The organism is Candidatus Bathyarchaeota archaeon (assembly GCA_029882535.1).
In the GTDB taxonomy this organism is placed as follows: Archaea; Thermoproteota; Bathyarchaeia; order Bathyarchaeales; family SOJC01; genus JAOUKM01.
The window spans coordinates 75,524-100,266 of sequence record JAOUKM010000001.1; the positions used below are offsets into that span (position 1 = coordinate 75,524).

Below are 24,743 nucleotides of genomic sequence, written 5' to 3' on the forward strand. Positions count from 1 at the left end.
CAAATGTGAGATTTGTCTCCGTACATGTCGTTTAAATCTGTTGTAGGAACAGAAACAACCACTAAGCCCTTAGACTTGGTAACTCTCTTTATTTCGTTCAAAGCCAAATTCAGATTTGAGCAATGTTCCAAAGTTTCAAAAGCCGTTGTAATATCGAACAATTTTGATCTGAATGGTAGAAAAAACGCGTCAGCCCTAACAATGCTTAAGCGGCGGTTCATTTTCTTAGCTTTTTTAGTTGCCTATGCCGAAATGTCGCATCCCGCTGATTTTAGTCCTACCGACCGAAACCTGCTTACAGAATGACCCAGCGCGCATCCAACATCTCATACTCTTCCATTGCCATTATATTTCTTTATTAGCGATTCAATCCTTCGAAACCTAAACCACGCATTCACTCGATAAAAAATGGGAGCATAACCAAATAGAATAGGACTACGATCACCAACAAAGTATTCTTCTTCGTACACTGTTTTAATCAATCTCCTTGAGAGTGTCATGGTAGCGTGATTTCTTATTGAAGTCTTCATAGTGTCGCATAATAATTTAGCAATTACTCCTCAATCAAAAGGTTTATTGAGGAGCACGGTGGAAAAGTAACGAGCATTCCAGCTTAAAGATAACTATTTGAAACCCTTTAAGTTGCACACAAAAACAAAGGAGAGAAAAATAATATGAGTGAACCTCGTTCAAAACGACAGAGCGGACAGTTCGTTGTTCCAGGAGACCGTTTAGGAGTAATTGAGGAATTCACGCCAGGTCAAGGCACCTACGTAGAGCAAGGAAGAATCTACGCCAAGGTTAGTGGACGCACGCTTCTAGATTTACAAAACAAAACAGTTTCAATTTACCCGCTAGTTCGTGAAGTAAGAATACCAAAAGTTGGAAGCATTGTAACTGGTCAAGTTTCAAACCTTCAAAACAAAACCGCGATTGTACGGATATTCAAAATAGGAAAAGAACATTTGTCCGGCGTTTTCTCGGGGTTGCTTTACATTTCAGACATAAGCACATCTTACGTTGACTCAATCCACGACGCGTGTAAACCAGGAGACATAATCCGTACAAAGGTGATAAGCGAAAAAAACCGAGTTTACCATCTCTCAACAACTGACAAAAACCTTGGCGTTTTATACGCCTTCTGTTCGCGATGTGGACATATGCTACAGCAAAAGCGTTATAGAATGGTTTGTCCCAACTGTGGAAAAATTGAAAAGCGCCGAATTGCGGTAGATTACGATAAAGCAGTCTTTTAGAAAGAGGGAGAATGACGATGAAAGTCAAGATTTTGAAAAAGACGAAAAATGAGTTGAAGATAGAAATTGATGGAGAGGGCCACACGTTTTGTAACGTTGTTCAAAAAGCACTGCTTAAAAATAAAAAAGTGGATCTGGCTGGCTACAACATTCCGCATCCTCTCACTGCAAATCCTGTGGTTTATCTTCGCACAAAAACACAGAGCAAACCAGAAATTGTGCTTCGGAACGCTGTGAAAGAGGTGCAGAAGGACACTGAAGCGTTTAGAGTAGCGTTTGACAAAGCTTTAAAAGAATGGCAAAGTTAGCAAAGTCAGGGTTATAAGTCAAGTTTTTTCTTTGCGTCAGAAAGAAGAGAACCGAACGCTTCAGCAACGTCTTTATAATTTGTCAACGTGTTTACGCTTTCTGTGATTGTTGTTAAGCCTAGTAACCAGACGTAGACTAGTAATGCTTCTGCAGCGTCTGCTTGTTTATGGCGGTCTACTCTTGAAGGCATGAGTTCTCTTAGTTCTGCTTGTTTTAGGGCTTTAGAAAGCATGTGGCTGTTGGCTTTTGCTCCAGTTGGTTTTCCAGTTTTTATAGAAAGATAGATGGAGTAGACTAGGTTGGTGTAGGCGTCACCGAGGGTTGCGAGGTTGTGGTCGGTAAGGATTTCTTGTATAGTTTTGTAGGAGGTTGCGATGGGAAAACGTTTGTTTTTTCTTTGATTTGGCATATTGCTCATCAACTGTTTGTAAAGCAACTTTAAATAATAACGCTTATTCTTTGGCTGTTGCGAAGAGTAAGAGAGGGTGCTGCGAGTGAGGAATGCAAAATTTCGTTCTGTGAAGCCTGAGATTAGGGTTGTGGGCGTTGATGATGGTTTTTTTGTTCCTCATACGTGGGGGAAATGTGATGTTGTCGGGATTGTTTTTAGAGGTGGATATTGGCTTGATGGGGTCATGCGAACGCAGGTTGAGGTTGATGGCATGGATGCAACTGAGAAGATTGCAAGTATGATAATGAGTTCGCCGCATTATGGGCAGTTGAGGGTGATTATGTTAGACGGGGTAACTTTTGCGGGATTTAATGTTGTTGATACGTTAAGGCTTTTTGAGAAGACTGGTTTGCCTGTTATTGCGGTTACACGGGAGAAGCCTGATCTCGATGACATCCGGAGGGCGCTAGGGAATTTACCGTTTGCAGAGGAAAGATGGAAGGCAATTAAAAATGCGGATAGAATTATTAGAGTATCTACTAGGAAAAAGGAGGAGGCAGTTTTTATGCAAGTGACGGGGTTTGGGGCTGATGTTGCAAAGAGAATTGTGAAGAGTACTGCTACTCGAAGTAACATTCCTGAGGCATTGCGGGTGGCGCATTTGATTGCTTCTGGGTTGACTGGACCGTTGCAGGAGTAGTGGGAATCTTTATTTGGGCTGGAAAAGATTTTTAAGAGTCGGTTGTGAGGGGAAAGAGACGGATATGGTGAAGAGGTCTTGGAGTTTTGTGTGAAGTGCGGGAAGAGGCTTGTGCCTAAAAAGCAAGAAAGTGATAAGGATGTGGTTTGGGTTTGTCCGAAGTGTGGTTTTAAGAAGAAGAGGGAGGGTGGGGGAAAGACTTTTGTTCCTTTTGTTACGAAGGAGTCGAAGCCTTTTCAGGAGTCTATTGCTGTGATTGGTAAGGAGGCGCAGAAGTTGCGGACTTTGCCTACTATGAGGGTGGAGTGTCCTAAGTGTGGGAATAATTTGGCTTTTGTTTGGCAGGTACAGACGCGGGGGAGTGATGAGTCGTCGACGCAGTTTTTTAGGTGTACTGAGTGTGGCTTTACGTTTAGGGAGTATACATAGCGTTTAGGGTTTAGAGCGTGTGTTTTGCGCAGTGGAGGGACTATTCTATTAGGAGGTAGTGGATAGAGTGTTCTATTAGGTTTCTAATATGGGGTGGTTGGTTGGTTTGTGGTTGGTGGATGGGTTTTTAGTGTGGTTTGATTATAGTTTGGGTTGTTTTTGGTTTGAGGGAGGTGAGGGTCTGTGATTAGGAGGATTAATCATGTTGCTTTTGCTGTTTCTGATTTGAAGGAGACGGCTAGGTTTTATGAGGAGGTGCTGGGATTGAGGAAGACTGGGGAATGGGCGAATTATGTGATTTTTGATGTGGGTGGCGTGGAGTTGGCTTTTGGTCCCGGAGGCAAGAAAGGTGGCAAAGGAGTAAGTAAGGAGGGTGTTCCGGACATTTTTATGCTTGTTGACGACGTGGATGGGGTTTATGAGAGGTTGAGGGCGAAGGGTGTACGGTTTGTTAGTGAGCCGAAAGATCAGTATTGGGGTGGCAGGACGGCAGCTTTTCTTGATCCAGATGAGAACAAGTTTATTCTAGTGCAAAGAAAAGAAGAGTAAAACGGAACAAGTTTTACGCATAAACAAATGGTGGCAAGGCACAGTAATACCGCATCCTATTAGTGACAAAATAGACAGTAGACTGATCTAAGCACGAATTTTCCTACTTGACAAGCGAGACAAACTCGCAGCCGTATAACCTTCTGATTTCTCATCATTTGAATAATGCTTGAAAACAACAAGATAATTATCCCTAGATAAAAACTTGGAGCAATATGCTTTTATTTGGCTGTTTTACACATACCTAACCACTAGACAAGGTGTGATATTTACATTGTTTAAGGTTAAAATGACCGACGCCAAACTCCTGCGAGACATGTTCCAAGCCATAGCCATCCTCGTAGACGAAGCCACCTTCAACCTCACACCAGAAAACATCCAACTCCGCGCCATGGATCCCTCAAGAGTAGCCATGATAGACTTCCACTGGCCAAAAACAATCTTCGACGAATACCAATGCGACCAACCCCAAAAAATGTGCATAAACATAACTGAACTCCTCAAACTCCTACGTAGAACTGCAAAAGACGAAACCATCGAACTGAGCCTAAACCCCGAAACCGCCCGACTACAAATCAGCATCACCGGACGCTACACCCGTACCTTCAACATGCCCACTCTTGAACCCCAAGAAGCAGAAGTCCCAATCCCAAAAATAACCTTCAAAACCACCGCCAAAACTACAACAGACGGCTTACGCCAAGCCATCGAAGACGCCCAACTCGTAAGCGACCACGTCCGCATCGAAGCAGATGTTGAGAAGCTAACCCTCCAAGCCACAGGAGACCTCATGGGCGCTACCATAACACTCCAAAAAGGAAGCGACGCACTCCTAGACCTCCAAACCCAAGAACCAGCCAAAGCAACCTACAGCCTCAGCTATCTCGCCGAAATAATCAAAGCCGCCTCAGCCACAAGCGAAATCGCCGCACTCCAATTCGCTAACGACATGCCTATACAAATTGACTTCCAACAGCCAAAAGAAGGAAAACTCACGTTCTACCTAGCCCCACGCATAGAAGTAGAATAGGCGCATGTCCCTCACAAAAGACGACCTAGCTAAATATCCCTTTCTTCCCCAAGCAGCAAACGACATCAAACAACTAGACTTAACAATACAAGAACTAACAGAAACACCAGCAGTCATAAAACATGCTGAACAACGCATAACCGCATCTTTTGAGGATATCCCACCACACCGACTAAAAAACCGCGACATAGAAACCGCCTCATTCCCCGTAGCAATAATGATGGTAGCAGCCATCAATGACAAATACCTCAAAAAAAGATATGCTCTCCACGAAGCCAAAAAAATCTACGAACACCTAAAACAAGAAAAACCACAAAAAATCCTCCAAATAGCAAAATACTTCAAATGGAAACTCTCCCAAACACAAACCAAAATCCCCCAAAACTTCAAGCTCCACTTCACACATTACCTGCCAAACACTACAACCCTTCAACAGCCAGAATGGAAACTCATAAACAGACAACTCGACAAAGGCGAAATCTACCTAACCCAACGCGAAGCCTGCCGCCTCCTTCAAGAAGAAATACGAAAATATATAGAGTCAAAGCTTGACACAAAAGTCAGCTCATTGCCCCCAGAAGTCAAAGCTGCAGTTGAGAAACTTAAAAACACGTTCACAGCCCGCAAAGGAGCAATCAAAATAGAAGAATATCCAAAGACAGTAGACTTCGAAGCCTTCCCGCCATGCATAAAAGCACTCTACAACTCCATATCCAGTGGCCACCACCTCTCCCACATAGGCCGCTTTACTCTAACCACGTTCCTAGTAAATATCGGTATGACCGCTGAAAACATCGTAGACCTCTTTCGAACGCTTTCCGACTTCAACGAGCGCCTTACACGATACCAAGTTGAACATATTGCAGGTCAAAGGGGGTCCAGAACAAAATACAGACCCCCAAAATGCTCTACACTTCAAACTCATGGCGTATGCATCAACTCTGATGAAGACTGCAGAAAAGCGTGGAGCCCAGTAGTATGCTATAAGAGAAAACTAAGGAAAAACGTTTAGTTAGGAAAGTAAAACGTGGTTCGCCCAGATTGTGTGTGCGCAACTATTATAAACAAACATATATAACAACACTAACCATTAAAAAGCTTCATTAAGAAAGTTCGTTTCCCAGAAATAGGTGAAAGAAGTGAGCCAAATAGCACTGCCCCCTAGCATAAAGGAGCGAGGTTCTTGCGAGTTGTCTTCAATAGATAAAGCATCAAAGAAAAAACCGTCTGTCGCTATTATGCTCCCTACATATTGTGAAGCAGGCAACATTGAAAGCCTCATAAGGGAAATCAAAAGCTTGAAACCGGATTCTTTAATCGTCGTAATAGACGATTCTAGTCATGATGGGACAGCAAGCATTGTAGAGGAACTAAAGAAGGAATATGAAAATATTCTAGTTTTTACAAGACCTGCCAAACTTGGGTTGGGAACTGCCATTACAGATGGGTTCAAGGTAATCTTATCTTTGAAGAACCCGCCTTATTATATTATTACAATGGACGCAGATTACTCTCATAATCCGCAAGCCATACCGAAGCTACTTGCAACCGCTGAGAAAGGCTATGACTTGGTTATTGGAAGCAGATATAAAGAAGGTAGTAGAATTGTCGGGTGGCACATTCTGCGGAGGCTAATTAGTCGGGTGGCGAATTTCATTGCTGCTACGATGGTTGGAATGAGGATACGTGATTGTACAAGTGGTTTCAGATGCTACTCTAAGAATTACGTAAAAAATGTGATTGGTCATCTTCACAGTCAAACATATGAGATACAAATCGAAACAGTCAAACAAGCGTGGACCCGAGGTTTCAAAGTCATAGAAATACCGATAGTATTTGAAAATAGGAAGAAGGGTAAGTCAAAGCTTACGAAAGCGGAATTTCAAGGATTCTTATCGTACATTACCAAAACAAAATTAGGCGTGTGTACATCTAGAGAAAAAAAGTCAGAATCTCTGTGATATTATCATAAATCTTTGATTTATTAGAGTCTTTGAAACTCTGAAATAGTAACGCTTGTGCATATTCGATTTCTCATCTTTGCTATTGTACAGCCCCTCGTTTTAGCCAACGCAAAACATCTCTTCCCCATAAAAGTACTTCGGGCAGAAATTGTCGTGGAGATGACCTTGCAGGATCTACATATGGTTCATTAATAAACGTCTCTAAAGGTTTCAGCGCATTTTCTATGTCTAGAGTTTTCTGATAAATCTCTTTCATGTTTTTCTTTGCCTTCGTTATCTTTTGAAATCCCTGTTTGTCCATTAGCTTCTGCAATACTGTCGAGAGGCTTACAGGGTCACTTCCGAGATACTTGAACCCGCCACCATTGTTAATAACCATCTCAGAATGTTCATCCCTTGCGGGTGTTATTATTGGAAGATTTGCCCAAACATAGTCCATTATTCTTGTTCTTACGCTTAGCTCATCTTCTACTGTGTTGCAAGGGATATTAACGGCAACATCGGATTGAAGATAGTAATTCCCTCGCTCCTTAAAAGGCACTATACCAGTGAAGACCAAGTTATTTTTCAAGAGCGAATTATAACCCATCCTCAAGATTAGCTTTTCAAAATGCTTGTTTCTCGGATTGCCTCCAAAAAAAACACATTTAAAATTTTTCCGACCTTTTTTGACCAAAGTATTGAGGGCTCTGAACAAAGTTTGATAGTCATACCATGGCAAGAAAGCCCCGGCTATTAATATCACCAGCTCACCTCTTTGTTTATCTATGACCATTTTTCGTGATACTGGAGGAACTGAAGGGGGAGTCATAGGGATATGGTGGATAAGAGAAGCGGAGAGTTTTCGTTTGAGACTGCAGAGTCTCTTAGAACTAACAAGGAGTCCGATCAAGTAATATCTTTCCCTTGAACCCGCGGTCATTAAGAAATCTCCAATCCAAAAAGACTTCATCTTCAAGCGAAGAAAGTCAGTTGGGACAGTTCCGAAAGATGTCAATTGTTCTAAAAGCGTGGCACCCACATAATCCACAATAGTTGGAATTTTCTGTGTTACTCGCGCTATAAATGGTGTTGCTGACCAAGGGAGATATAGAGTGTCTGGCCTCTCGTCAGACACAGCCTTTGCAACTTTTTTAGGTTTATGTGATATGCATTTAATTAAGTAGTTGTCCTCAGATACAGTAAACTCCTTTTCTATGTTTTTATGATAACTTTCGTAGAGACTCAGAATAACAATTTCGTGTTTATTGGAAAATCTTTGAAAGAGATTCCATGCTCTATAACCAGGCCCATCAGTAATATTATCGCCATGAGGAAAAGGAGAAGATGAAATAAGCACGATCTTTCTTTTTGGCACTATTTTTCACCCAAGACCAAATGCAAACGCCAACAACCACTTTCAAGGATGCAAGCATGGTTTAAATGTCGGCGATTATTTATTTTATCTCCTTGATGAGTTGATATAGCCATGTAATGAGAACCGAGATGTTGATCAGGGTTAGACATAGTATCCCCACATTTCCCACAAAAGAAAAGCTTCCAAAGATATTTAAAACGTTTGAAGGAGTCCATTGTTCTGAAAGAGCTGAGAATAGGTTAATGGAAAAAGTAACTAGCAAAAGTATAGAGAACTTTTTGATATAGGCTGCACTGCCGTAAGCAAGAGGAAGAAAAGATAAAGCAAGATACATGTAACGCTCGTGCATTCTTGTAGGAATCATGTAAAACACAAACAAGAGCAAGCCGAATTTTCCCATTATGCCTTGACTATTTGTGTCTTTCAGAAGACTGTAAAGAATGAGAATATAGAGAACCGCGAACAACAAAATACCAAGTTGATAATAGCTGAGAAAGAGAAACTGGTTTGGTTTGTTGTCTGACACAGTTGCCAAAGCACTAATTCCTGGTGGAACTCTATCTATCACCAAATTGATGAGTGGCCATATATTTAATGCAAAAACAGTAGTCTTGGTGATCTCCGAAGATGCGGGAGTAAATGCTCCGCGGCTGGAAAAAAGACCAAAGCCAAATTGCCACAAAACAAAATTCAAGGAATATCCGCTCAGTAAGAAAGGCGCCCAAACAATTATCGTAGTAAGGCTAAATATTCCTATGCCCACCAAGGTGCGGAAAAAACCCCACTTTTTTATGCTCACTAAAAGAACCGCTGGGACAAATGGAAGAGCAGTTGATTTTGTTGCTACAGCTAAAGCTGCAGACATCCAACCTAATTCGACGTGTTTTGTTACGACAAACCAAACAGCTAACACCATGAATAGTGCAATGACAGACTCGTATTGTCCCCATACACTAGAATTGACGACGTTCAGCATAGTTAACGTAGCAGCGGCAAGTCCAAATTTATGTCCCTTCCATCGTTTGACAACAGTAAATGTCACCCATGCTAATGCCAATTCTGCTAAAATCGGAGGAACTTTAAGCAATGCAGGTAGAACCTCAGAGTTTGGAATGTTTGTCGGAAGAACTTGCGTAATTAGAAAGAAAAAGTATGCTATTACTGGCGGATAAGGATAGACAGGTCGAATAAAGTGAATTGGAGGCAACACAGCAGTTTCAGGATAAATGCTTAACAACCCTTTCTCATTAATTACTTGACACCAAGCCCTGAACGCATACATGTCGAACCAGTGGGCAGGCAAAGATATTGCTAAGATGATTCGCAAAACCGCAAAAAACGCGAGTAAGTAGACGAAAGATTTGTTTTCCTTAACATATATTATGAAGAAACTGTATATACGCCTAATGGTGCCGTTTAATCTCTGAACTCCTAGTTTTAAAGACGAATTCAATAAAGGATAAAATCTGTCAGATTGGGAAACAAATACCAAAACGGTCAGAATTGTGAAAATGATACTCCCAAAAATAGAAGCTACTGTTGCAACATATGATTCTTCTGAATATCTTGAATTATAAGTCAAGAACGAGCTTTGCACATAATAAACCGCAACGTGGGCATCATAGTTTGCCCATGCTTGAAGGCTTAGAGCCGGAGAAAGACCAACCTCAGGTATATTAACGTGAAATTCTTTAGCGCCTGTTTCATTTTCAATTGAGAAAGTCACTAAAATATGCTCGATTTGTTCGTTCCATTCTATTTCAACGTTATATTTCGAGCCAATATTTATGGGTCCCCCTCCTATTGAAGCGTTATTTTGCACGAAATTTCCGCCTGAAATGAAGTTGTAATACCAACCACTTTCCGTCTCAGCCCACACAGAAATACTTCCATGTATCCACTCTACTGAGAAATAGATAGGATAGGAAAAACCAGATGATAATAATGGGATTGCAGAGAAGTTCCATATAAAATCATTGGCGGCAGCATAAACAAATGCCTTTGGAAACGAGTTATTCTTTGCCTCTAGCCTGACACTATCTTGAGTAATAGAAATGTTTCCTTCATCATTCGTGGATGTAAAATACGTTTGAATGCCATTAACTTGTGTATATTCTTCAAAGGGACTACCCCATAGATATCTAGACATGGTCATAACAGAGACTAGAATCGATGCGATCATTAGTATGAAAAGCAATGCCATATATTTAGGATGTATCTTCTTTAGAAAATCGATGAAACTTAAAATGTGTCTGAAAGACATTTTCAATTTTTTCATCACGGTTCACTATCAGACACTTGGACCAACTTCCCTGAATAAGTCTATGGGCTATCATAATCTTGTGCCAATAGTATATAAAATTAAGCCGTACAAAAGACCAAGACTGTAAACAAAGTCTATCACTAGCCCTAAAGCTGCTATAAGCAAAGACTCCAAGAAAGAGACCCCTTTGCTTTTACCGAATACTTCTGACATACTAAGTAATTCGTTCCAGATTGTAGCGACATAGAAAAGATATCTAATGACTAATACTATGATTGTTAACCAAAAAATCGTCAGACTTGTGAGAACTATCGCTGAGAGTAGCAGTAGAATGAAAGCCATAGCAAAGAGAGGTTGGCTAGCCCGCTGCAGAGACCTAATCCTCGAATACTTTGAAACTCTCATTTTCTTAAACAAGAATGCTTTAAACATCAGGAAAATACCGCCCATAGCTTTCCCAAAGACAAATTCTTTCCGCAGATTTTTAGACAAATTATCTGCAGCTGGCCCAAACTTCTGTATGACAGGAAGTCTGTAGCTTTTCAATATCAGAAATCCTTGTTGGCGTATTTTGTAGGATACGAAAAGGTCTTCCCCAGCAATTCTAAATCTCTCAGGAAAACCTCCGATTTTTTCCAAAACGTCTTTCCTGTATACATCACATTTCCCCTCGGAAAACGTTACCTCTTCTTCAACCTGTTTAAGGTTTGCGGCATGGTATTGTCTTCGAAATATACCGAAGGCTTTTGCGAAAAAATTTAGTTTTTTAGGGGGAATTCCATAATAACCTGTTACAACAGCTACTTTGCTGTTGGCAAAGTATTCTAAAGCGTTGATTATCCAATTTTTGTCAGCAAATACGCAGTCTTGATGTAGTATTACAACATATTTTCCATGTGATTCTTTTATTCCATGATTCAATGTTGCTGCAAGCCCAAGATTCCTGTCGTGTTTAATTACTCTATAAAAAGCAATGTTATCTTCGTGTTTGCATTCGTTTATTTTTTCGAAGGTGGTGTCTTTACTTGCGTCATCGATGATAATCAGTTCGATGGGTTTGTAAGTTTGATTTAAGACGGATTCGATACTATTACATATGGTTTTTTCCCCATTATAAGCAGGCATTATCACTGAAACTAACTCTGTCAAAACAGGTTTTGTGTTGGTTTTTGCAGTCAATATGACTCCCAGTCATTCATGGTTGAGCAAAGCGGCTTGCGCTGCATCTATACCTGTTTTGAGAGCCGTTCCCATATAACGATCTCTCGGATACGTTCGAGAGATGCCACCTGTGTATAATCCTTTTACCGGGGACTTAGCTTCAGGCATATGTTTACCGTAATCGGGGATAAACAGAGGTGTAGAGTATTGTGCTCTATGAAGGCGCCACCATAGCAGCTTTTCTCTTACATCACAGTCAAAAATGTCGCTAAGATGCGGCAAGAATTCCTCTACTATCTCTTTGTCAGATTTTTGCCAGAAGTCATCTGTGGAATTCAAATATTTCACGACAAACATTAAACTAGGATGTTTTAACTCTGTATTCAAATGTCCATGCTCGAAGACTCCTACAAAAGGATACTTTTCTAAATCCATTATATTTAGCCAGTAGAATAGACTGAGTCTTTCAGACAAAGCTAATGCTGCGCAGAGTGATGATTTGTATTCGATGTTTTCTAACGATTTCCGGTATTCCTGCGGCAGATCTTTGACGACTTTTAAAAGTACAGGAATAGGCAATGTGCTGATAACTATGTCAGTCGTGATTTCTTGAGTTCTTCCTTTTTCCGCATATTTTACCTTTTTTACCTTTCCCTTCTTTATTACAACGCTGGTGACCTTGGCTCCAGTTTTTACAACGCCATCGTTTTTTTGGCATCGCATCGCAAGTCCTGTTACAATTTTCTCAATGCCGCCGCTTACATAACCGAATCGGTCACTAACTGATTTTGATTCGTGCCCAAAACGACTCATTAACCACGCTGCAGATACATTATTTGGAGGTTCGGCAAACTTCGCTTGTACGATGTAGTTTATCAGCTTGTAAGCCTCTTCGCCCGCAGTAGCTTTGCAGTAGTTCTCAACGTCTACTCCTTCCAGTTCCTGCCAATCCATTTTTTGTCGCGCCTTAAAAACCAACAAGCCAAATTTTATTCGCCCCCAAAAGCTCAGAGGTTTGAATTTCAGAATTGACAAAGGAGAAGAAAAATCATAAGATTTCCCTTGAGAATAGAAACCAACCTTCAATTTCCTCCAATACAAATCGCTTTCTAAACCTAGATCACGGATAGTCTTTAGAGTGACGCTGTCGCCATACATGACATGGTGATACGTTTTAGGAATATGTTCTCCATCTATTAAATAACTTGATGCCAAACCACCAAGTGTGCCATTTTTTTCCAGCAAAACAGTTTTAAAGCCATTTTCGGAGAGCGTCGAGGCAGCTATTAAACCAGATAAGCCGCCTCCTAGAACAACAGCTTTCGCCAAGTCAAGACCTCTAGAAAGTTAAAAATTGCGCCAATTCTCGGGCATACCACGTATCTGCAATTTTCTCCGTGTAACTTATTCCTTCGCGTCTGTAATACCAAAAGCTATTATACTTAGTGGCGATCCAAGCAAATATCTCAAACAGAGATGTGTCGAACATAATTGACTTGAAGATAGATTTACGAAACGCCATCTCCCACTTGAAAATTGGTTGTTTATCTGGTTCTGGCAAGATAAAGGGATTTGATTTGAACTCATCGCCTTGCAGAGTGTAGTCAAGTACGCCTACACCGCGTTTCGCACTAGTTTTTACGTGTTTAGGAGTTGGCATTCCCATATACTCTGCAACAACTGCATCTAAGGCCACAGGGTCGGTGGAAGCCAATATTACATTACATATTTTCGGCATCCCCGTACGAGGCCCATTACCTTCCATAGCAATGGTGCCGTCTACTATCGTGTACGCAATCTTAGGTTTTAAAAAACTCGTTATATCTGCAATTGCATCGTTGACAACCAGATGATATTGGTGCCGTACTCTAGGGACGACGCCCCAAAAATGTTTTAGAGAACAGGTTAAGCCAGTGAGGCAGTGTGTCTTCATTACCGGCAAGTTAACGATACTATCTGCTTTGAGAATAGATTCGGGGACATCTAATGTTTTGAAAACTTTGCCATTTAATTTAACTCTAATCAACTTATCCTCTGAAAGATTTTGAAAACGCGCACCATATTTTCTAGCGAGTTTCTTATGCCCCCAAACTTCAGCAGCTTTGTTGCATTGTCGCGCTGCCGCAAGATCTGCATCACCAAGAGTTACATCATAACCACGTTCAGTTAACTCTTTTAAAACTTCATCTAAAACCATAGGAGATGTGCACTGTCCAGGGACGTACTCTGAGGAAATAAGATTAACTTTGACGAATACCTTATTTCCCTTTAGCTCATTCTTTTCCCACATGGGCAGCATAGCGGCTTTAACTGTTTTTTGTACACCGCCTCGTATTCGTTTCACTTTTAAGAAAAGAACCAATGAAGGGAGTTTCTGCATCTCCTCATTTGTAACAGGTGAAGTGTTAGAAAGCATTTTCAATCTTCACACCATCTCTTGGCCTTCAATATATTTTGTTCAGAGTGACTACTCTGCTCATACATATATAATCTTTCAGAAACAAGACCATTTCGGGCGACATATTGATCAGCAACGCATCATGAGAAAATAGTCATCAGCATTATTAATGTTCTAGATGGATGTTAGAAAAAGCTGTCCTCAAAGATTTTTGCAAAAACATGCCAAGACATAAAAGAATTTACTTTGAGTTACCTCTAAACTTGAATAAACAACCTATCTATAAAGTAGGCTAGTTGAAGACCCATGCTTTCACCATCAGTACAAGCTATACGCGAGAAGTTTGCCCAATACTACAAGAATAAGGGCGTCACATTTCATATTCCTAAGCAAATGGAGAAACGTGAGTTTGGTTTTCTTCTTTTTAAGAAAAGAATAATGTTGAGGCACAGAAAGTTTGAAAATATAAACGTCCTCAAAGCATTCTTGAGCACCATAATTCCATCAGATGTCTACTACTCCAGCGCATACTTCGAGGAACCTGAGAGAGAGATGAAAGACAAAGGCTGGCTGGGGGCGGATTTAGTGTTTGATATTGACGCGGATCACATTCCTACGCCATGCGGCAAAGTTCACGACACATGGGTCTGTAGCCATTGCAGCTTTGCTGGTAAGGGACTTTCTCCTGAAAAATGTCCCTCTTGCGGCGAAGCAAAATTCGACACTAAGACTTGGATGTGCGACGAGTGTTTGAAATCTGCCAAAAAAGAGACAGTCAAGCTCTTAGACATGTTGATGGAAGACCTAGGCTTCGCAGAAGACGAAATAAAGGTTTACTTTAGCGGAAATCGCGGCTATCACGTACATGTAGAAAACGAAAATATTCGTTTTCTTGATTCTATGGCGCGCAAGGAAATAACGGATTATATTATCGGGTTAGGCTTCAAAGTAGAATTGCACAGGTTGATAGATAAGGATAAAGGTAGAGTTGTTGTTGGACCTAACTTGAAAGGTTGGAGAGGTCGCATTGCCAACAGAATCTATGAGTTTCTAACAGAAGCAACCTCCGACGAAATCGAAAAGCTAGGCTTAAAAAAACACGTCGCTGGTTTCTTAATCAAAAACAAGAAAACGCTTCTGGAAAACTGGAAAAATAAAGAGTGGATCAGCGTCAAGGGTGTGGGACCCAAAAACTGGAAAAAAATTATTCAATGGATTGTGGACCAGCAATCGGCGAAAATTGATACAGTGGTCACAACAGACACTCATCGACTAATTCGGTTAGCCGGAAGCCTACATGGAAAGACAGGGTTTATGAAAGTGGAAGCACCTCTAAGTGGCCTGGACAAGTTTGATCCTTTAAAGGAGGCAGTAGCCTTTAAAGAAGGACAAATAAATGTTAACGTTGATGAAGCGCCCAAGTTTCAAATAGGAGACACATATTATGGACCATTCAAAAATACCTCCCACGAGGAGTTGCCCACAGCAGCAGCGTTATTTCTACTCTGCAAGGGAGCAGCGCAGGTGGCGGAATAGCCGTGTATGACTTGCTTTATGACGCTTGGTTAAAAGAAAAAGAAAATGCAGAGCTACAAAGGCTTCCTAAGGATTTCTACGCCAAACTAGCCAAATATGTAGGCCGAATTCGACGAGAAGGACGAATGCTGGACCAAAAGTCAGCCAAGGCAAGACTGATTTCACAAGAGTTGTCAAACGCTAAACGACTAATGGAAGAACTTGCCAGACTACGCTTTAAAAAGATAGTCGAACACGCGACATCTACAAAACCTCTGAAGAAAGAAGCATTAACAGTAGAGGAAGAAAGAGTGCTTCTTGAATTGAGACCTTCATTTGAAAGTTTTCAGTCTCTTTTGAAAGATTCTTTGCGGGGAAAAATTTCGAAAGTTGAAGAAAAAACTGAGCCGTCGAAAAGGATGTTACTACGTTTTATACAGGAAGTCCCGGCTATTGTGGGTGCGGATTTGAAAGTTTATGGTCCTTTTTCGGTTGAAGACGTGGCAACGTTGCCTGTTGAAAACGCTAAAGTTTTGGTGAAGCATGGTGTTGCTATGGAAATAGAAACTAGATGAGTAATTGCTGCCGGGCGTAAAACTGCTCAAAATTCTTTCACCATGGCTTTTAGCCCAATTATAGTAAACCTTTTCTTAACCCTCAACAGAGAAACTTTGGGAAAAACCTTGAAGAAAAACGCTAAGGCTGACAGAACGTTAGATTGCCTTGGGCTTTTTTGTCCAGAACCCGTTTATAGAACACGATTAGAGTTAGACAAAATGAAAGTGGGTGAAACTTTGGAAATCTGGGCAGATGATCCAGCAGCAGAAAGAGACATACAAAGCCTAACTAAACGCTTAGGCCATGAAATCGTGGAAACGAGGAAAGAAGGGAGTAAGCTTTATTTCTTGATTAAGAAGGGAAGATGAGAGGTTTTGCGATGAGAAAGGTTTACATGGATCATACAGCGGGTATGCCTGTTGACCCTCATGTCGTTGAAGAGATGAAGCGTTACTTTGAAAAGTTTTACGGCAACCCTGCTTCATTGCATTCCTTTGCTCAAGAAGCAAGGAAAGGGCTTGAGAGTGCTCGGGAAAAAGTTGCTGGGCTGATTGGTGCAGAAAAAAGTGAAGAAGTTGTCTTTACGTCATGCGCCACTGAAAGCAACAATTGGGCGATTAGAGGAGCGGCGGCAAGAAACCAAATGCGTGGAAAACACATCATAACAACAGGCATAGAACACATGTCGGTGCTGAACGTTTGCAAATATTTGATGAAGCAAGGGTTTAGAGTGTCATTTTTGCCCGTTGATAAATATGGCATAATTGACCTTGAGATCTTAAAGAAAGAACTGACTGATGAAACAATTCTTGTTTCTGTCATGTATGCAAACGGAGAAATCGGCACCATCGAACCCATAAAAGAAGTAAGCGAAATCGTGCATGACAAAAACGCCTATTTGCACGTAGATGCTACTGCTGCGATGGGGCAGGTTGCAATGGATGTGCAAGAGGAAGGCGTTGACCTATTGACTTTGTCTTCAAACGACATGTATGGACCGAAAGGAGTAGGGGCGCTTTACATAAAGAAAGGCACGCGATTGGAGCCCCTTGTTTATGGGGGAGGTCAAGAGCGCGGGTTAAGGTCTGGCACAGAAAACTTGCCAGGTATCGTTGGTATGGGGAAGGCGGCGGAGTTGGCGGAGGCTGAAATGGGAGCGGAAAGCGAGAGGCTGAACAAACTTCGGGACAAGTTCATCAAAGAGCTGTTGGAACACATTCCTTACTCTTTTCTAAACGGTCACCCATCGAAACGTTTGCCCAACAACGTGGCAGTGCGATTCAGCTTCATTGAAGGTGAGTCAATGCTTCTTAATCTAGATATGGCGGGTGTTGCGGCATCTTCCGGGTCAGCGTGCACCGCTAAGACGTTGGAGCCGTCTCATGTGCTGTTAGCTATTGGGTTAAAGCATGAAGAGGCTCACGGTTCGTTGCTGTTTACGTTGGGCAAACAAAACACTGAAGAAGATGTCGACTATGTGGTGGGTTTGATGCCCGATATAGTTAAAAGGCTGCGTGCTATGTCACCATTAACGCCAAAAGAGTTGAGGAAAAGTGTATAGCGAAAAGGTTATGGAGCATTTTAGAAACCCTCGAAACGTGGGAGAAATTCCAGACGCTGACGGCGTAGGCACTGTTGGAAATCCCGTATGCGGCGACGTGATGACCATGTACATCAAAGTCAAAGACAACCGCATCGTTGACATTAAGTTCAAAACCTTCGGCTGCGGCGCAGCAGTCGCCACAAGCAGCATGATAACAGAGTTGGCTAAAGGCAAGACTTTGGAAGAGGCTACGGAGATTAGCCGAGGCGATGTGGCAGACAGCCTAGGAGGTCTTCCACCAATAAAGATGCACTGCTCGAACCTAGCTGCAGATGCGTTGCATGAAGCCATAAAAGACTATCAGAAAAAGCAGGGAGCAAATGAAAAGTGACTAAATTCATACAGTGTGCACAGTGCAACGTAAAAATAACAGACGATAAATGCGAGTTTGCAATCTACAAATATGTTATCGATGGTGAAGAATACGTGTTCTGCTGCGAGAAATGCGCCGAACAATATGAAAAAAAGAAAAAAGCATAATAGACTCTGCTTCCTGGTTTCATACAGTCATTGTCTAGCTTCAATCAGCACAATTTTCTCAAAAGCTAACTTTTCCTCACCAACTATCGCTGCATGCAGCTTGCACTGTGAAAACCGTCTTAACGTCTCTTCCACGTTTGAAAGGCTTGACTGCACCAACAGAATACGCCCATTTTCTATGAGGAATTTTGAAGCTTTGCTGATAAATCGGTCAATAACCGTTCGCCCCGACTTTTCGCCTGCCCAAGCCTTCTCAATCCAGCTTTTCCCTTCATCCCGTTCAACAGGCAGATAGGGCGCATTGAAGAGAACTAAATCGAATTTTTCGTCAGCTTCAACAGCGTCAAAAAGATTTCCTAAACGTGTTTCAACCTTTGCTCCAACACCATTCAGTTCAGCGTTTTTCTTGGCACAAACCACAGCATGAGGGTTGATGTCTACTGCTACTACTTCACTCGCCTTTTCGGCAGCTAACACAGCAAGGATGCCACAACCAGTACCCATGTCTAAGACCTTTTCACCTCCGCTGACAGACAGATTATGGGCAATGAGAAACGTGTCTTCTGCAGGCTCATATACTTCTCCAGAAACAACAAAAACATGCTTTCCAAAAAAGACCTTTTTAGGTCGATAATTCATTTGCTAACGCTCCAAAATCTTCAGGCGCCAAATCTCGAACACGTTTATTATGAAATGGCAAAACATCGGCTCTTTTCACAGCCGCTGTACCCTTTAATCCATATTTACGGAGGAGTGGTAGAACCGCGTTTCGGACTTTTCTGTTGCGTTGTGTAAACAGAGTTTGCACGACTTCATCAAAAACTTCTTCGTCTTCTACCTTGAAAGGCGCCAATCTCTTAGGTATCAACCGCACTATAACAACATCCACGTCAGGTGGGGGATAAAACGCCTCTTTAGGAACATTGTCTAGCAGTTCTACTTCAACATGGTAAGAAGTGGAAACGGTTAGACGACCGTAATCCTTGCTGCCTATCGGTGTGTCGAGGCGTCTGGCGAACTCTTTTTGAAAGGTTAAAACAGCACAGTTAAAAGTTCTTTTTAAAAGCCAGAAAAGAAGTGGCGAAGAGATTGAGAAAGGCGGATTAGAAACCACTTTGTCAAAAGGCGGTATGGCAACTTTGAGAATGTTGCCTTCTATTAACTCTGCATTATCAAACCCGCCAAGCTCATTCTGCAAAGCCGTCATTAATCGAGCATCCGCTTCAACAGCAATAACTTTCCTCGACTTCTGAGCAAGAAGACATGTAAGAAAGCCAAAACCCGCACCAACCTCCAAAACAACGTCTGATCGCCCTACAGACGCATACGAACTCATAAGTTGCAAAAATTGCTCATCAACAACGAAGTTTTGGCCCAAATACTTCTTCGGAAAAACTCTATAGGTACGCATAAGATGCTCTGCTTTTTGGTAAAGACTCATGAGAGTCCCACTAGGGTATCCGCGTAAATAGCCTGTATTTACTGTCTCCCGACAGCTCTTCAACAACACGTTTAGCTACCAACTTAGCTGGATCAGGTATGTTAGTGCGTTTTTGCAAGTCTTCGAAACTTTCAAAGGGCTTCCGTTCACGCTCATTAATAATTTGCCACATGTACTTCTTGCCAATGCCTGGAATGAGTTCCATGGCGTGCATGCGTGGAGTTATGGCATGGGCTGTGTTGAAGAAGTTAACGAACCAGTGTTCACGTCTTAAAACAATTCCTTCAATTACACTTGGCAGCTCCATCTTGGCGTTCGCAGTCAACTCGTTAAAGCCGACTCTGCCAATTATATAGGTGATTTTCTCTCTCTTGTCTTTTCCAACGTAAACTCGGTCTTGAGGCTTAAGGACTAGACCTTCTTTCACTATGGCTTCTAACAGAGTGAAAAAAGCTTCACCTACCACTTGGACAACCGCCCCTGACCGGTAACCAGGTCTTATGCCTGCGCGACCGTGAGATAGAAAATCCAGTACGTAGGCGTGTTCCTCGTATCTTTTCTCCATACCCTCTTCTCTCGCCCCTTCAAACCGAAATAACATATTATTATATCGTGAAAGCTATTATTCCTTTTTCCGATGCTGATTCAAAAATGTTAGTATGTCTTCCAATTTCTGTGTTTCTACAATTTTTCGCCCGCCAGCCAAGAAAACACGAATCTCCTCAATGCTTTCGGGCATGCAGTTGACCACCTGCACAGCTTCCTCCTCTTCAAGTTCAAACTTTTTTACCAAGCCTTTCACAAGCTCTTTGGCAGGTTTTGCTTCTACTTTGGCAAACTTGGCTGTGTAATCGAAGGCTCGGCGTTGAAACTGGTCCAGATTTTCTTCCCCGATGGATTCCAACAGCTGCTTAACTTCTGGTACGGTTAACATTTTTTCTTTTAATGCTTTTCTGGACATTTACAGCCTTCCTTGATTATGCCGTAAAGGGCTCAAGGTGTTCGGGTCTAACTATTATTTCCTTAACCGTTTTGCCTTGAGTAACGTTCACTACGTAGGCTTGTCCTCTTCTATTTTCTATGATGCCGATTTTCCCGTGGAAACGGCGGTGGGGCATGCCTTTTTGAACACTTGGGTTTAACTTTACAACCACTCGGTCACCCGGGTTGTATTCTCTGAGTATTTTGCTCAGACCCGTTTTGCCTTTTTCTCTTGCTTCCTTTCGCAGCAGAGAACGAGTTTTGCGACGGTATCCTCTTGACTTCATTTTTCTTCTCCTGTAACCACGCTTAATACGTCTAATTGGAGAGGTGTAGCTTTGGTATCTAGGATACTGGCTACGCTGGGTTCTGTGCGACCCTTATCTCCAGTGACTAACTCTTTTATGTAAAGACCCCCTTGACAACGAATTTGCATTTCCGCGCGGTTATATGACAACCTCTTTACCTTTGCCTTATATATGTACTTTTCTCGTGTCAAATTAGCGCGGCGATGTAAAACACGTTGAGGCGTCTGCTGGCGAACGGTGGCATTAGTCAGCGTTTTTTCTATTCTCTCCAGCTCTTCGCCAGAAACATCTTGGCCAAATTTGATTATCACACGGTAGATTTTCTCGGCTGCCTCTGCCTTCTTAAACCGCCTAACAACATCTTTATCAGCAAAACAAAGATTGCGTACTTCAACTTTCCCTTTTGCACGTTTGTTAACTGTTTGCTCAAGTTTCTGCAAGTCGATAAAGCGCTTCTTGGGTTCTTTAACTTCTAAGACGAAAGGGCGCCCGGAGCCAAGCATACGAGCGTCAACATCTTCTCTGCCGGCGCCATGAAAAGCAATTTCCTCGCCCTCTGCCATTTCCAGCAGTGGAATGCCGATGAACTCCTCAACAGATTCCTGATATTTTTTACCAGTCCAGTTGCAACTTTCGCAGCCTTTGCCACCACATTCTCTGCACGACCACCGTGACTGAGGAATGCCGCGGACAAGTTTTCTGTATCTACCAGCAACGTAGAGAGAGTTTATCTGTAGCCTAACGCGGCGGGTAAAGGGATTTATGAGCATAACTATCTCAGGTCGTCCATAGTCAACTTCCTTGTTAGTCATTTCACAAATTCGTTTTCCGATATCTCGACTGAATTGGCTTTTCATGCTCTCGCCGTGAGTGACGTTGAAGCGAGCTTTAAATTCGTCTTCTCGCTCCGCTACCCTGAGCGGTAATTCTATACCGACAAGAAACGTGGTAAATTCGTAGCTTGTCAGTTTTTTTGCAGCCTTATCTGCAAGGGCGTTAATGTTTTCGAGCTTTCCTTCACAGAGGGAACATGGTTTTTTTGCTCGTGCACGTTTGTTGAAGCGTTTTAAAACATTACGAGCCATGTCAAAAGAGCCGTTGGCAGCAACGGTTTTTAACAGAGGAATGCCAGTTTTGTCTTTAGAAAGTGTGAGTTGATGCCCCCTCAGAGTAAGCAGCAACTTAATTGCTTCGCCACGGTTCCTATTTTCTACGCCGTGTCCGAGGAGGGCAAATTGTCTGCCCAAACAGTTGCTGCATAGGGGATGTTCTGTTAGCATTTGCACGGCTTCTTCCAGAATGCCCATTGGTCCTGCTGCCTACCTGAAGCCTTTTGGAAGTTTCTTTCCAGTCAAAAAAGGAAGTTTCTTGCGCCGCAGTTGCTTCATCATCCGCCGCATCATGTTGTACTGTTGGAGAAGCTCCTTAACCTCTTTCTCCGAAGTGCCTGACCCTTTTGCAACTCGCCGGATACGAGAAGAAGAAAACATTTTTGGGCTTTCTCGTTCTTTAGGAGTCATCGATTGAATGATGACGCGCCACTTTTCCAGTCGGTCCTGGGCCATGTCAACCATGTCGTCTGGAATGTTGTAGGACATGCCAGGCAACATTTGTAAGAGACGTTTGAAGGGACCCATGCCTTTCATTGCTTCGAATTGTTCGTACATGTCGGTTAGGGTGAATTTGCCGCTGAGTATCTTTTTAGCTTTTTTTTCTGGGATTCTTATTTCAGCCTCGCGGACTTTTTCTATGAGGCTTTCTAGGTCTCCCATGCCCAAGAGACGCCCGACGAAGCGGGATGGCACAAAGGCTTCGATGTCTCCGATTTTCTCACCAGTGCTGATGAATTTGATTGGAGAGCCTATTGCTGCAACTGCCGATAGTGCGCCGCCTCCACGAGCAGAGCCGTCCAGTTTTGCCACTAAGATTGAGCCTATCGGGGTGGCTTCGTGGAATGCTTTTGCTTGCGTCGCGGCCTGCTGCCCTATAGTGCCGTCTATAACAAGCACGACCTCGTCAGGTTTGACGGCTTTCTCCAGTTGCTTCATCTCTTCAATGAGACTTTTTTCTTCTTTGTGGCGTCCCGATGTGTCAAGTATCACAAAATCGCGGTTATGAAATTCTTTCAGTCCTTCTCTAGCGATGTTAACTGAGTTTTTCGATTTTGGGTCACCGTATACTGGAACGTTAATTCGGCTGGCTAGCTGTTTTAGTTGGTCAAAGGCGCCTGGTCTGAACGTGTCTACGCATATTAAAGCTGGTTTTAGTCCTCTTTTTTGTAAATATCGGGCGAGCTTGGCAGAAGCTGTAGTTTTTCCCGAGCCCTGAATGCCAACAAGCATAATGACACGGCGTTTGCCCGGCTCAATCTTAAATGGAACAGCTTTCTCTCCAAGAAAACGGGTTATTTCCTCATAAACCACTTTTACTACGTGCTCTTTTCTAGAGATGCCTAGAGGAAGATCTTCTTTCAAGGCTCTGTCTTCAATTCGCTTCGATATGCTGAGAACTAACTGAACGCTTACGTCGGCTTGTAAAAGCGCTCTTTGAATGTCGTGGACAAGTTCCTTCACTACTGCCTCGTCCACGACAGCTGCTTTAAAAACTCTTTTTAAAGCGCCGTGGATAGATGAGCCGAGACGTTCTAGCACCATGACCGTTCACTTTATCCTTAAACTCGGTGCGTGCTTAAATAGGATTTGGGTTTACCACAACCTTTTTGTCAAGCTTTTAATAACTAAGAAGACTAGGGAAGATTCTTTGGCAGTTCCTATAAATTTTGTGGAAAAAAGCCCAATTCCTTCTGGAGCCACAATGCTTTGCGGGTTCCCAGATGTTGGCCTTGTCGGCGTACTGGCTTCATCTCATGTTATTTCTGAGCTTAACTTAGTTGAAATGGCTTATGTTGACTCTGACCTGTTGCCGCCGATTGTTGTGTTACATGAAGGCTTGCCTCATGCGCCGATTCGTATATTTGGAAATGACGATTTGCTTGTTACGATTGCAGAAACTGCGATTCCGGCGGGGGGAGTTCAACGTCTTATGCGAAGTTTTGTAGAGTGGGGAAAGTCGAAGAACGTTAAGATGATGATTCCGATAGGTGGGATACCTGTGCAGAACCGTCAAGACATTGAAGAGCCTAAAGTGTTCGGTACCGCTTCGAGCCTTGACATGATCAAACTGTTGGAGCAGAAAGGCGTCAACGTGTTAAAGGAAGGCTACATGGTTGGGCCTCAAGCGTTAATCATGCGCTACTGCGCCGAACGCAGCATCCCAGCAATAGCTCTGCTCGCCCAATCATTCTACAACTATCCCGACCCAGAAGCCTCGGCAGCTACACTGAACCAATTAGCCAAAGTCACAGGCATAAAAGTGGACGTTTCCAAGCTGTTTGAGAAGGGAGAAGAAATTAGACTCAGGGCGAAAGATGTGATGAAACGTACTCAGCGGGAGTTGACTAAGATGAAGAAGGGGCAAGAGTATGACTTGCCGCTTTATGTTTAGGGAGGGGGAAAATAAGGCATGTCAAGTAGTAGAAGAAGACGGTCAATCTTCGAATTGATTAACGAGTATATTGAAGAGATGGAGTCGCTGGCTGAAGAACTATTGCCCACTGAACGGCCAAGCTGGGATATTCAAGCACATACCATAGAACCCTTGTGTAACGTGTTCGTCACGCCAGATGAAGTGGTTGTCACAGCAGACCTGCCTTTTTCCGATCCCGACTCGATAAAAGTTGAGCCCATTGACCGAAACACTCTTGAGATAAGTGCAAAAATAAAACGAAAAGTATGCTGCGAAGATTTAGGCATAATCCATCAAAGAGGCGAATTTTCCACCTTCAAATGTCAAACACGCATTCCAATGCCCGTGGACATGGAGAAACGAGAAGCGAAGTTCAAAAAGGGAATCTTAGAGATTCGGTTGCCTAGAAAGAAGGGCTATGAAATAAAAGTTGAATAAGAACGGTTAAGGGACATATTAGGAACAAGTATCCACTGACTATTCCAACATAGCCTACGGAAAATTTTAACAAGAGATACGCTAAAG

Annotated in this window: 30 protein-coding genes; 17 read left to right on the forward strand and 13 right to left on the reverse strand. The window is 42.5% G+C overall.

What is annotated here, in order from left to right; genetic code table 11:
- Positions 1–24: 24 nt before the first annotated feature.
- The 3 genes from OEX01_00430 to OEX01_00440 all read left to right on the forward strand — a co-directional run bounded on the left by OEX01_00430 (position 25) and on the right by OEX01_00440 (position 1,564).
- Positions 25–306: a hypothetical protein gene (locus tag OEX01_00430; GenBank protein ID MDH5447460.1), complete on the forward strand. Its 282-nt coding sequence runs from the start codon at positions 25–27 to the stop codon at positions 304–306.
- 368 nt (positions 307–674) lie between these two features.
- Positions 675–1,256, forward strand: coding sequence for an exosome complex RNA-binding protein Csl4 (locus OEX01_00435; GenBank protein ID MDH5447461.1), 582 nt, complete (start codon positions 675–677; stop codon positions 1,254–1,256).
- 17 nt (positions 1,257–1,273) lie between these two features.
- On the forward strand, positions 1,274–1,564 hold the full coding sequence (locus OEX01_00440; protein ID MDH5447462.1) for a DNA-directed RNA polymerase subunit L: 291 nt from the start codon (positions 1,274–1,276) through the stop codon (positions 1,562–1,564).
- A gap of 11 nt (positions 1,565–1,575) precedes the next feature.
- Here the strand turns inward: OEX01_00440 and OEX01_00445 are convergent, their stop codons facing one another.
- Positions 1,576–1,974: a hypothetical protein gene (locus tag OEX01_00445; GenBank protein MDH5447463.1), complete on the reverse strand. Its 399-nt coding sequence runs from the start codon at positions 1,972–1,974 to the stop codon at positions 1,576–1,578.
- A gap of 85 nt (positions 1,975–2,059) precedes the next feature.
- Here OEX01_00445 and OEX01_00450 point away from each other — a divergent pair, with 85 nt between their 5' ends.
- The 6 genes from OEX01_00450 (at position 2,060) to OEX01_00475 (ending at position 6,625) form a co-directional block, all read left to right on the forward strand.
- Complete coding sequence (locus OEX01_00450; GenBank protein ID MDH5447464.1) at positions 2,060–2,656, forward strand: DUF99 family protein; 597 nt, start codon at positions 2,060–2,062, stop codon at positions 2,654–2,656.
- Between the two features lie 90 nt (positions 2,657–2,746).
- Entirely contained in the window at positions 2,747–3,085 is a 339-nt protein-coding gene (locus tag OEX01_00455) for a transcription factor S (GenBank protein MDH5447465.1), read from the forward strand.
- 183 nt (positions 3,086–3,268) lie between these two features.
- The gene (locus OEX01_00460; GenBank protein MDH5447466.1) at positions 3,269–3,634 is read left to right on the forward strand and encodes a VOC family protein; all 366 of its coding nucleotides are present in this window, start codon (positions 3,269–3,271) and stop codon (positions 3,632–3,634) included.
- A gap of 274 nt (positions 3,635–3,908) precedes the next feature.
- Complete coding sequence (pcn, locus tag OEX01_00465; GenBank protein ID MDH5447467.1) at positions 3,909–4,664, forward strand: proliferating cell nuclear antigen (pcna); 756 nt, start codon at positions 3,909–3,911, stop codon at positions 4,662–4,664.
- A 4-nt stretch (positions 4,665–4,668) separates the two neighbouring features.
- On the forward strand, positions 4,669–5,676 hold the full coding sequence (locus OEX01_00470; GenBank protein MDH5447468.1) for a DNA primase large subunit PriL: 1,008 nt from the start codon (positions 4,669–4,671) through the stop codon (positions 5,674–5,676).
- A gap of 127 nt (positions 5,677–5,803) precedes the next feature.
- A complete protein-coding gene (locus tag OEX01_00475; protein ID MDH5447469.1) occupies positions 5,804–6,625 on the forward strand; it encodes a polyprenol monophosphomannose synthase in 822 nt (273 codons plus the stop codon).
- Between the two features lie 82 nt (positions 6,626–6,707).
- On the opposite strand, the gene OEX01_00480 is transcribed toward OEX01_00475, so the two are convergent.
- From OEX01_00480 to OEX01_00500, 5 genes are all read right to left on the reverse strand, one after another.
- A complete protein-coding gene (locus OEX01_00480) occupies positions 6,708–7,985 on the reverse strand; it encodes a glycosyltransferase (GenBank protein MDH5447470.1) in 1,278 nt (425 codons plus the stop codon).
- A 79-nt stretch (positions 7,986–8,064) separates the two neighbouring features.
- Positions 8,065–10,248, reverse strand: a complete 2,184-nt coding sequence (locus OEX01_00485; protein ID MDH5447471.1) for a hypothetical protein — start codon at positions 10,246–10,248, stop codon at positions 8,065–8,067.
- Positions 10,249–10,317: 69 nt separating this feature from the next.
- Entirely contained in the window at positions 10,318–11,427 is a 1,110-nt protein-coding gene (locus OEX01_00490) for a glycosyltransferase family 2 protein (GenBank protein ID MDH5447472.1), read from the reverse strand.
- A gap of 12 nt (positions 11,428–11,439) precedes the next feature.
- A complete protein-coding gene (locus OEX01_00495) occupies positions 11,440–12,738 on the reverse strand; it encodes an FAD-dependent oxidoreductase (GenBank protein MDH5447473.1) in 1,299 nt (432 codons plus the stop codon).
- A 10-nt stretch (positions 12,739–12,748) separates the two neighbouring features.
- Positions 12,749–13,825 carry a DUF362 domain-containing protein gene (locus OEX01_00500; GenBank protein MDH5447474.1) on the reverse strand — a complete coding sequence of 359 codons (1,077 nt, stop codon included), beginning with the start codon at positions 13,823–13,825 and terminating at the stop codon, positions 12,749–12,751.
- 288 nt (positions 13,826–14,113) lie between these two features.
- Between OEX01_00500 and OEX01_00505 the strand changes: the two genes are divergently transcribed.
- Genes OEX01_00505 through OEX01_00530 form a run of 6 tightly spaced genes read left to right on the forward strand, consistent with a single transcriptional unit; the run spans position 14,114 to position 17,963 of the window.
- On the forward strand, positions 14,114–15,343 hold the full coding sequence (locus tag OEX01_00505) for a DNA primase small subunit PriS (protein MDH5447475.1): 1,230 nt from the start codon (positions 14,114–14,116) through the stop codon (positions 15,341–15,343).
- Between the two features lie 2 nt (positions 15,344–15,345).
- On the forward strand, positions 15,346–15,897 hold the full coding sequence (locus tag OEX01_00510; protein ID MDH5447476.1) for a hypothetical protein: 552 nt from the start codon (positions 15,346–15,348) through the stop codon (positions 15,895–15,897).
- Positions 15,898–15,939: 42 nt separating this feature from the next.
- Complete coding sequence (locus tag OEX01_00515; protein MDH5447477.1) at positions 15,940–16,248, forward strand: sulfurtransferase TusA family protein; 309 nt, start codon at positions 15,940–15,942, stop codon at positions 16,246–16,248.
- Positions 16,249–16,259: 11 nt separating this feature from the next.
- Positions 16,260–17,441 carry a cysteine desulfurase NifS gene (nifS, locus tag OEX01_00520; GenBank protein MDH5447478.1) on the forward strand — a complete coding sequence of 394 codons (1,182 nt, stop codon included), beginning with the start codon at positions 16,260–16,262 and terminating at the stop codon, positions 17,439–17,441.
- The gene (gene nifU / locus OEX01_00525) at positions 17,434–17,814 is read left to right on the forward strand and encodes a Fe-S cluster assembly scaffold protein NifU (protein MDH5447479.1); all 381 of its coding nucleotides are present in this window, start codon (positions 17,434–17,436) and stop codon (positions 17,812–17,814) included. The genes nifS and nifU overlap by 8 nt, the downstream gene beginning before the upstream one ends.
- Entirely contained in the window at positions 17,811–17,963 is a 153-nt protein-coding gene (locus OEX01_00530; protein MDH5447480.1) for a transcriptional regulator, read from the forward strand. The genes nifU and OEX01_00530 overlap by 4 nt, the downstream gene beginning before the upstream one ends.
- Positions 17,964–17,990: 27 nt before the next feature.
- Here the strand turns inward: OEX01_00530 and OEX01_00535 are convergent, their stop codons facing one another.
- From OEX01_00535 to OEX01_00565, 7 genes are read right to left on the reverse strand one after another with little or no spacing between them, the layout of a single operon-like run.
- Positions 17,991–18,602, reverse strand: coding sequence for a class I SAM-dependent methyltransferase (locus OEX01_00535; protein MDH5447481.1), 612 nt, complete (start codon positions 18,600–18,602; stop codon positions 17,991–17,993).
- Positions 18,586–19,374, reverse strand: a complete 789-nt coding sequence (gene rsmA, locus OEX01_00540; protein ID MDH5447482.1) for a 16S rRNA (adenine(1518)-N(6)/adenine(1519)-N(6))-dimethyltransferase RsmA — start codon at positions 19,372–19,374, stop codon at positions 18,586–18,588. The genes OEX01_00535 and rsmA overlap by 17 nt, the downstream gene beginning before the upstream one ends.
- 40 nt (positions 19,375–19,414) lie before the next feature.
- Positions 19,415–20,005, reverse strand: a complete 591-nt coding sequence (locus OEX01_00545) for a DUF655 domain-containing protein (GenBank protein MDH5447483.1) — start codon at positions 20,003–20,005, stop codon at positions 19,415–19,417.
- A 21-nt stretch (positions 20,006–20,026) separates the two neighbouring features.
- Entirely contained in the window at positions 20,027–20,365 is a 339-nt protein-coding gene (locus tag OEX01_00550; protein MDH5447484.1) for an RNA polymerase Rpb4, read from the reverse strand.
- A gap of 16 nt (positions 20,366–20,381) precedes the next feature.
- Positions 20,382–20,672: a 50S ribosomal protein L21e gene (locus OEX01_00555; GenBank protein MDH5447485.1), complete on the reverse strand. Its 291-nt coding sequence runs from the start codon at positions 20,670–20,672 to the stop codon at positions 20,382–20,384.
- Complete coding sequence (locus OEX01_00560) at positions 20,669–22,000, reverse strand: tRNA pseudouridine(54/55) synthase Pus10 (GenBank protein MDH5447486.1); 1,332 nt, start codon at positions 21,998–22,000, stop codon at positions 20,669–20,671. The genes OEX01_00555 and OEX01_00560 overlap by 4 nt, the downstream gene beginning before the upstream one ends.
- 12 nt (positions 22,001–22,012) lie before the next feature.
- Complete coding sequence (locus OEX01_00565; GenBank protein MDH5447487.1) at positions 22,013–23,347, reverse strand: signal recognition particle protein Srp54; 1,335 nt, start codon at positions 23,345–23,347, stop codon at positions 22,013–22,015.
- Positions 23,348–23,453: 106 nt separating this feature from the next.
- On the opposite strand from OEX01_00565, the gene OEX01_00570 reads away from it, so the two are divergent.
- Both OEX01_00570 and OEX01_00575 read left to right on the forward strand, forming a co-directional pair.
- Complete coding sequence (locus OEX01_00570; protein ID MDH5447488.1) at positions 23,454–24,197, forward strand: PAC2 family protein; 744 nt, start codon at positions 23,454–23,456, stop codon at positions 24,195–24,197.
- An 18-nt stretch (positions 24,198–24,215) separates the two neighbouring features.
- Positions 24,216–24,656, forward strand: coding sequence for an Hsp20/alpha crystallin family protein (locus tag OEX01_00575; GenBank protein ID MDH5447489.1), 441 nt, complete (start codon positions 24,216–24,218; stop codon positions 24,654–24,656).
- The last annotated feature ends 87 nt before the right edge of the window (positions 24,657–24,743 follow it).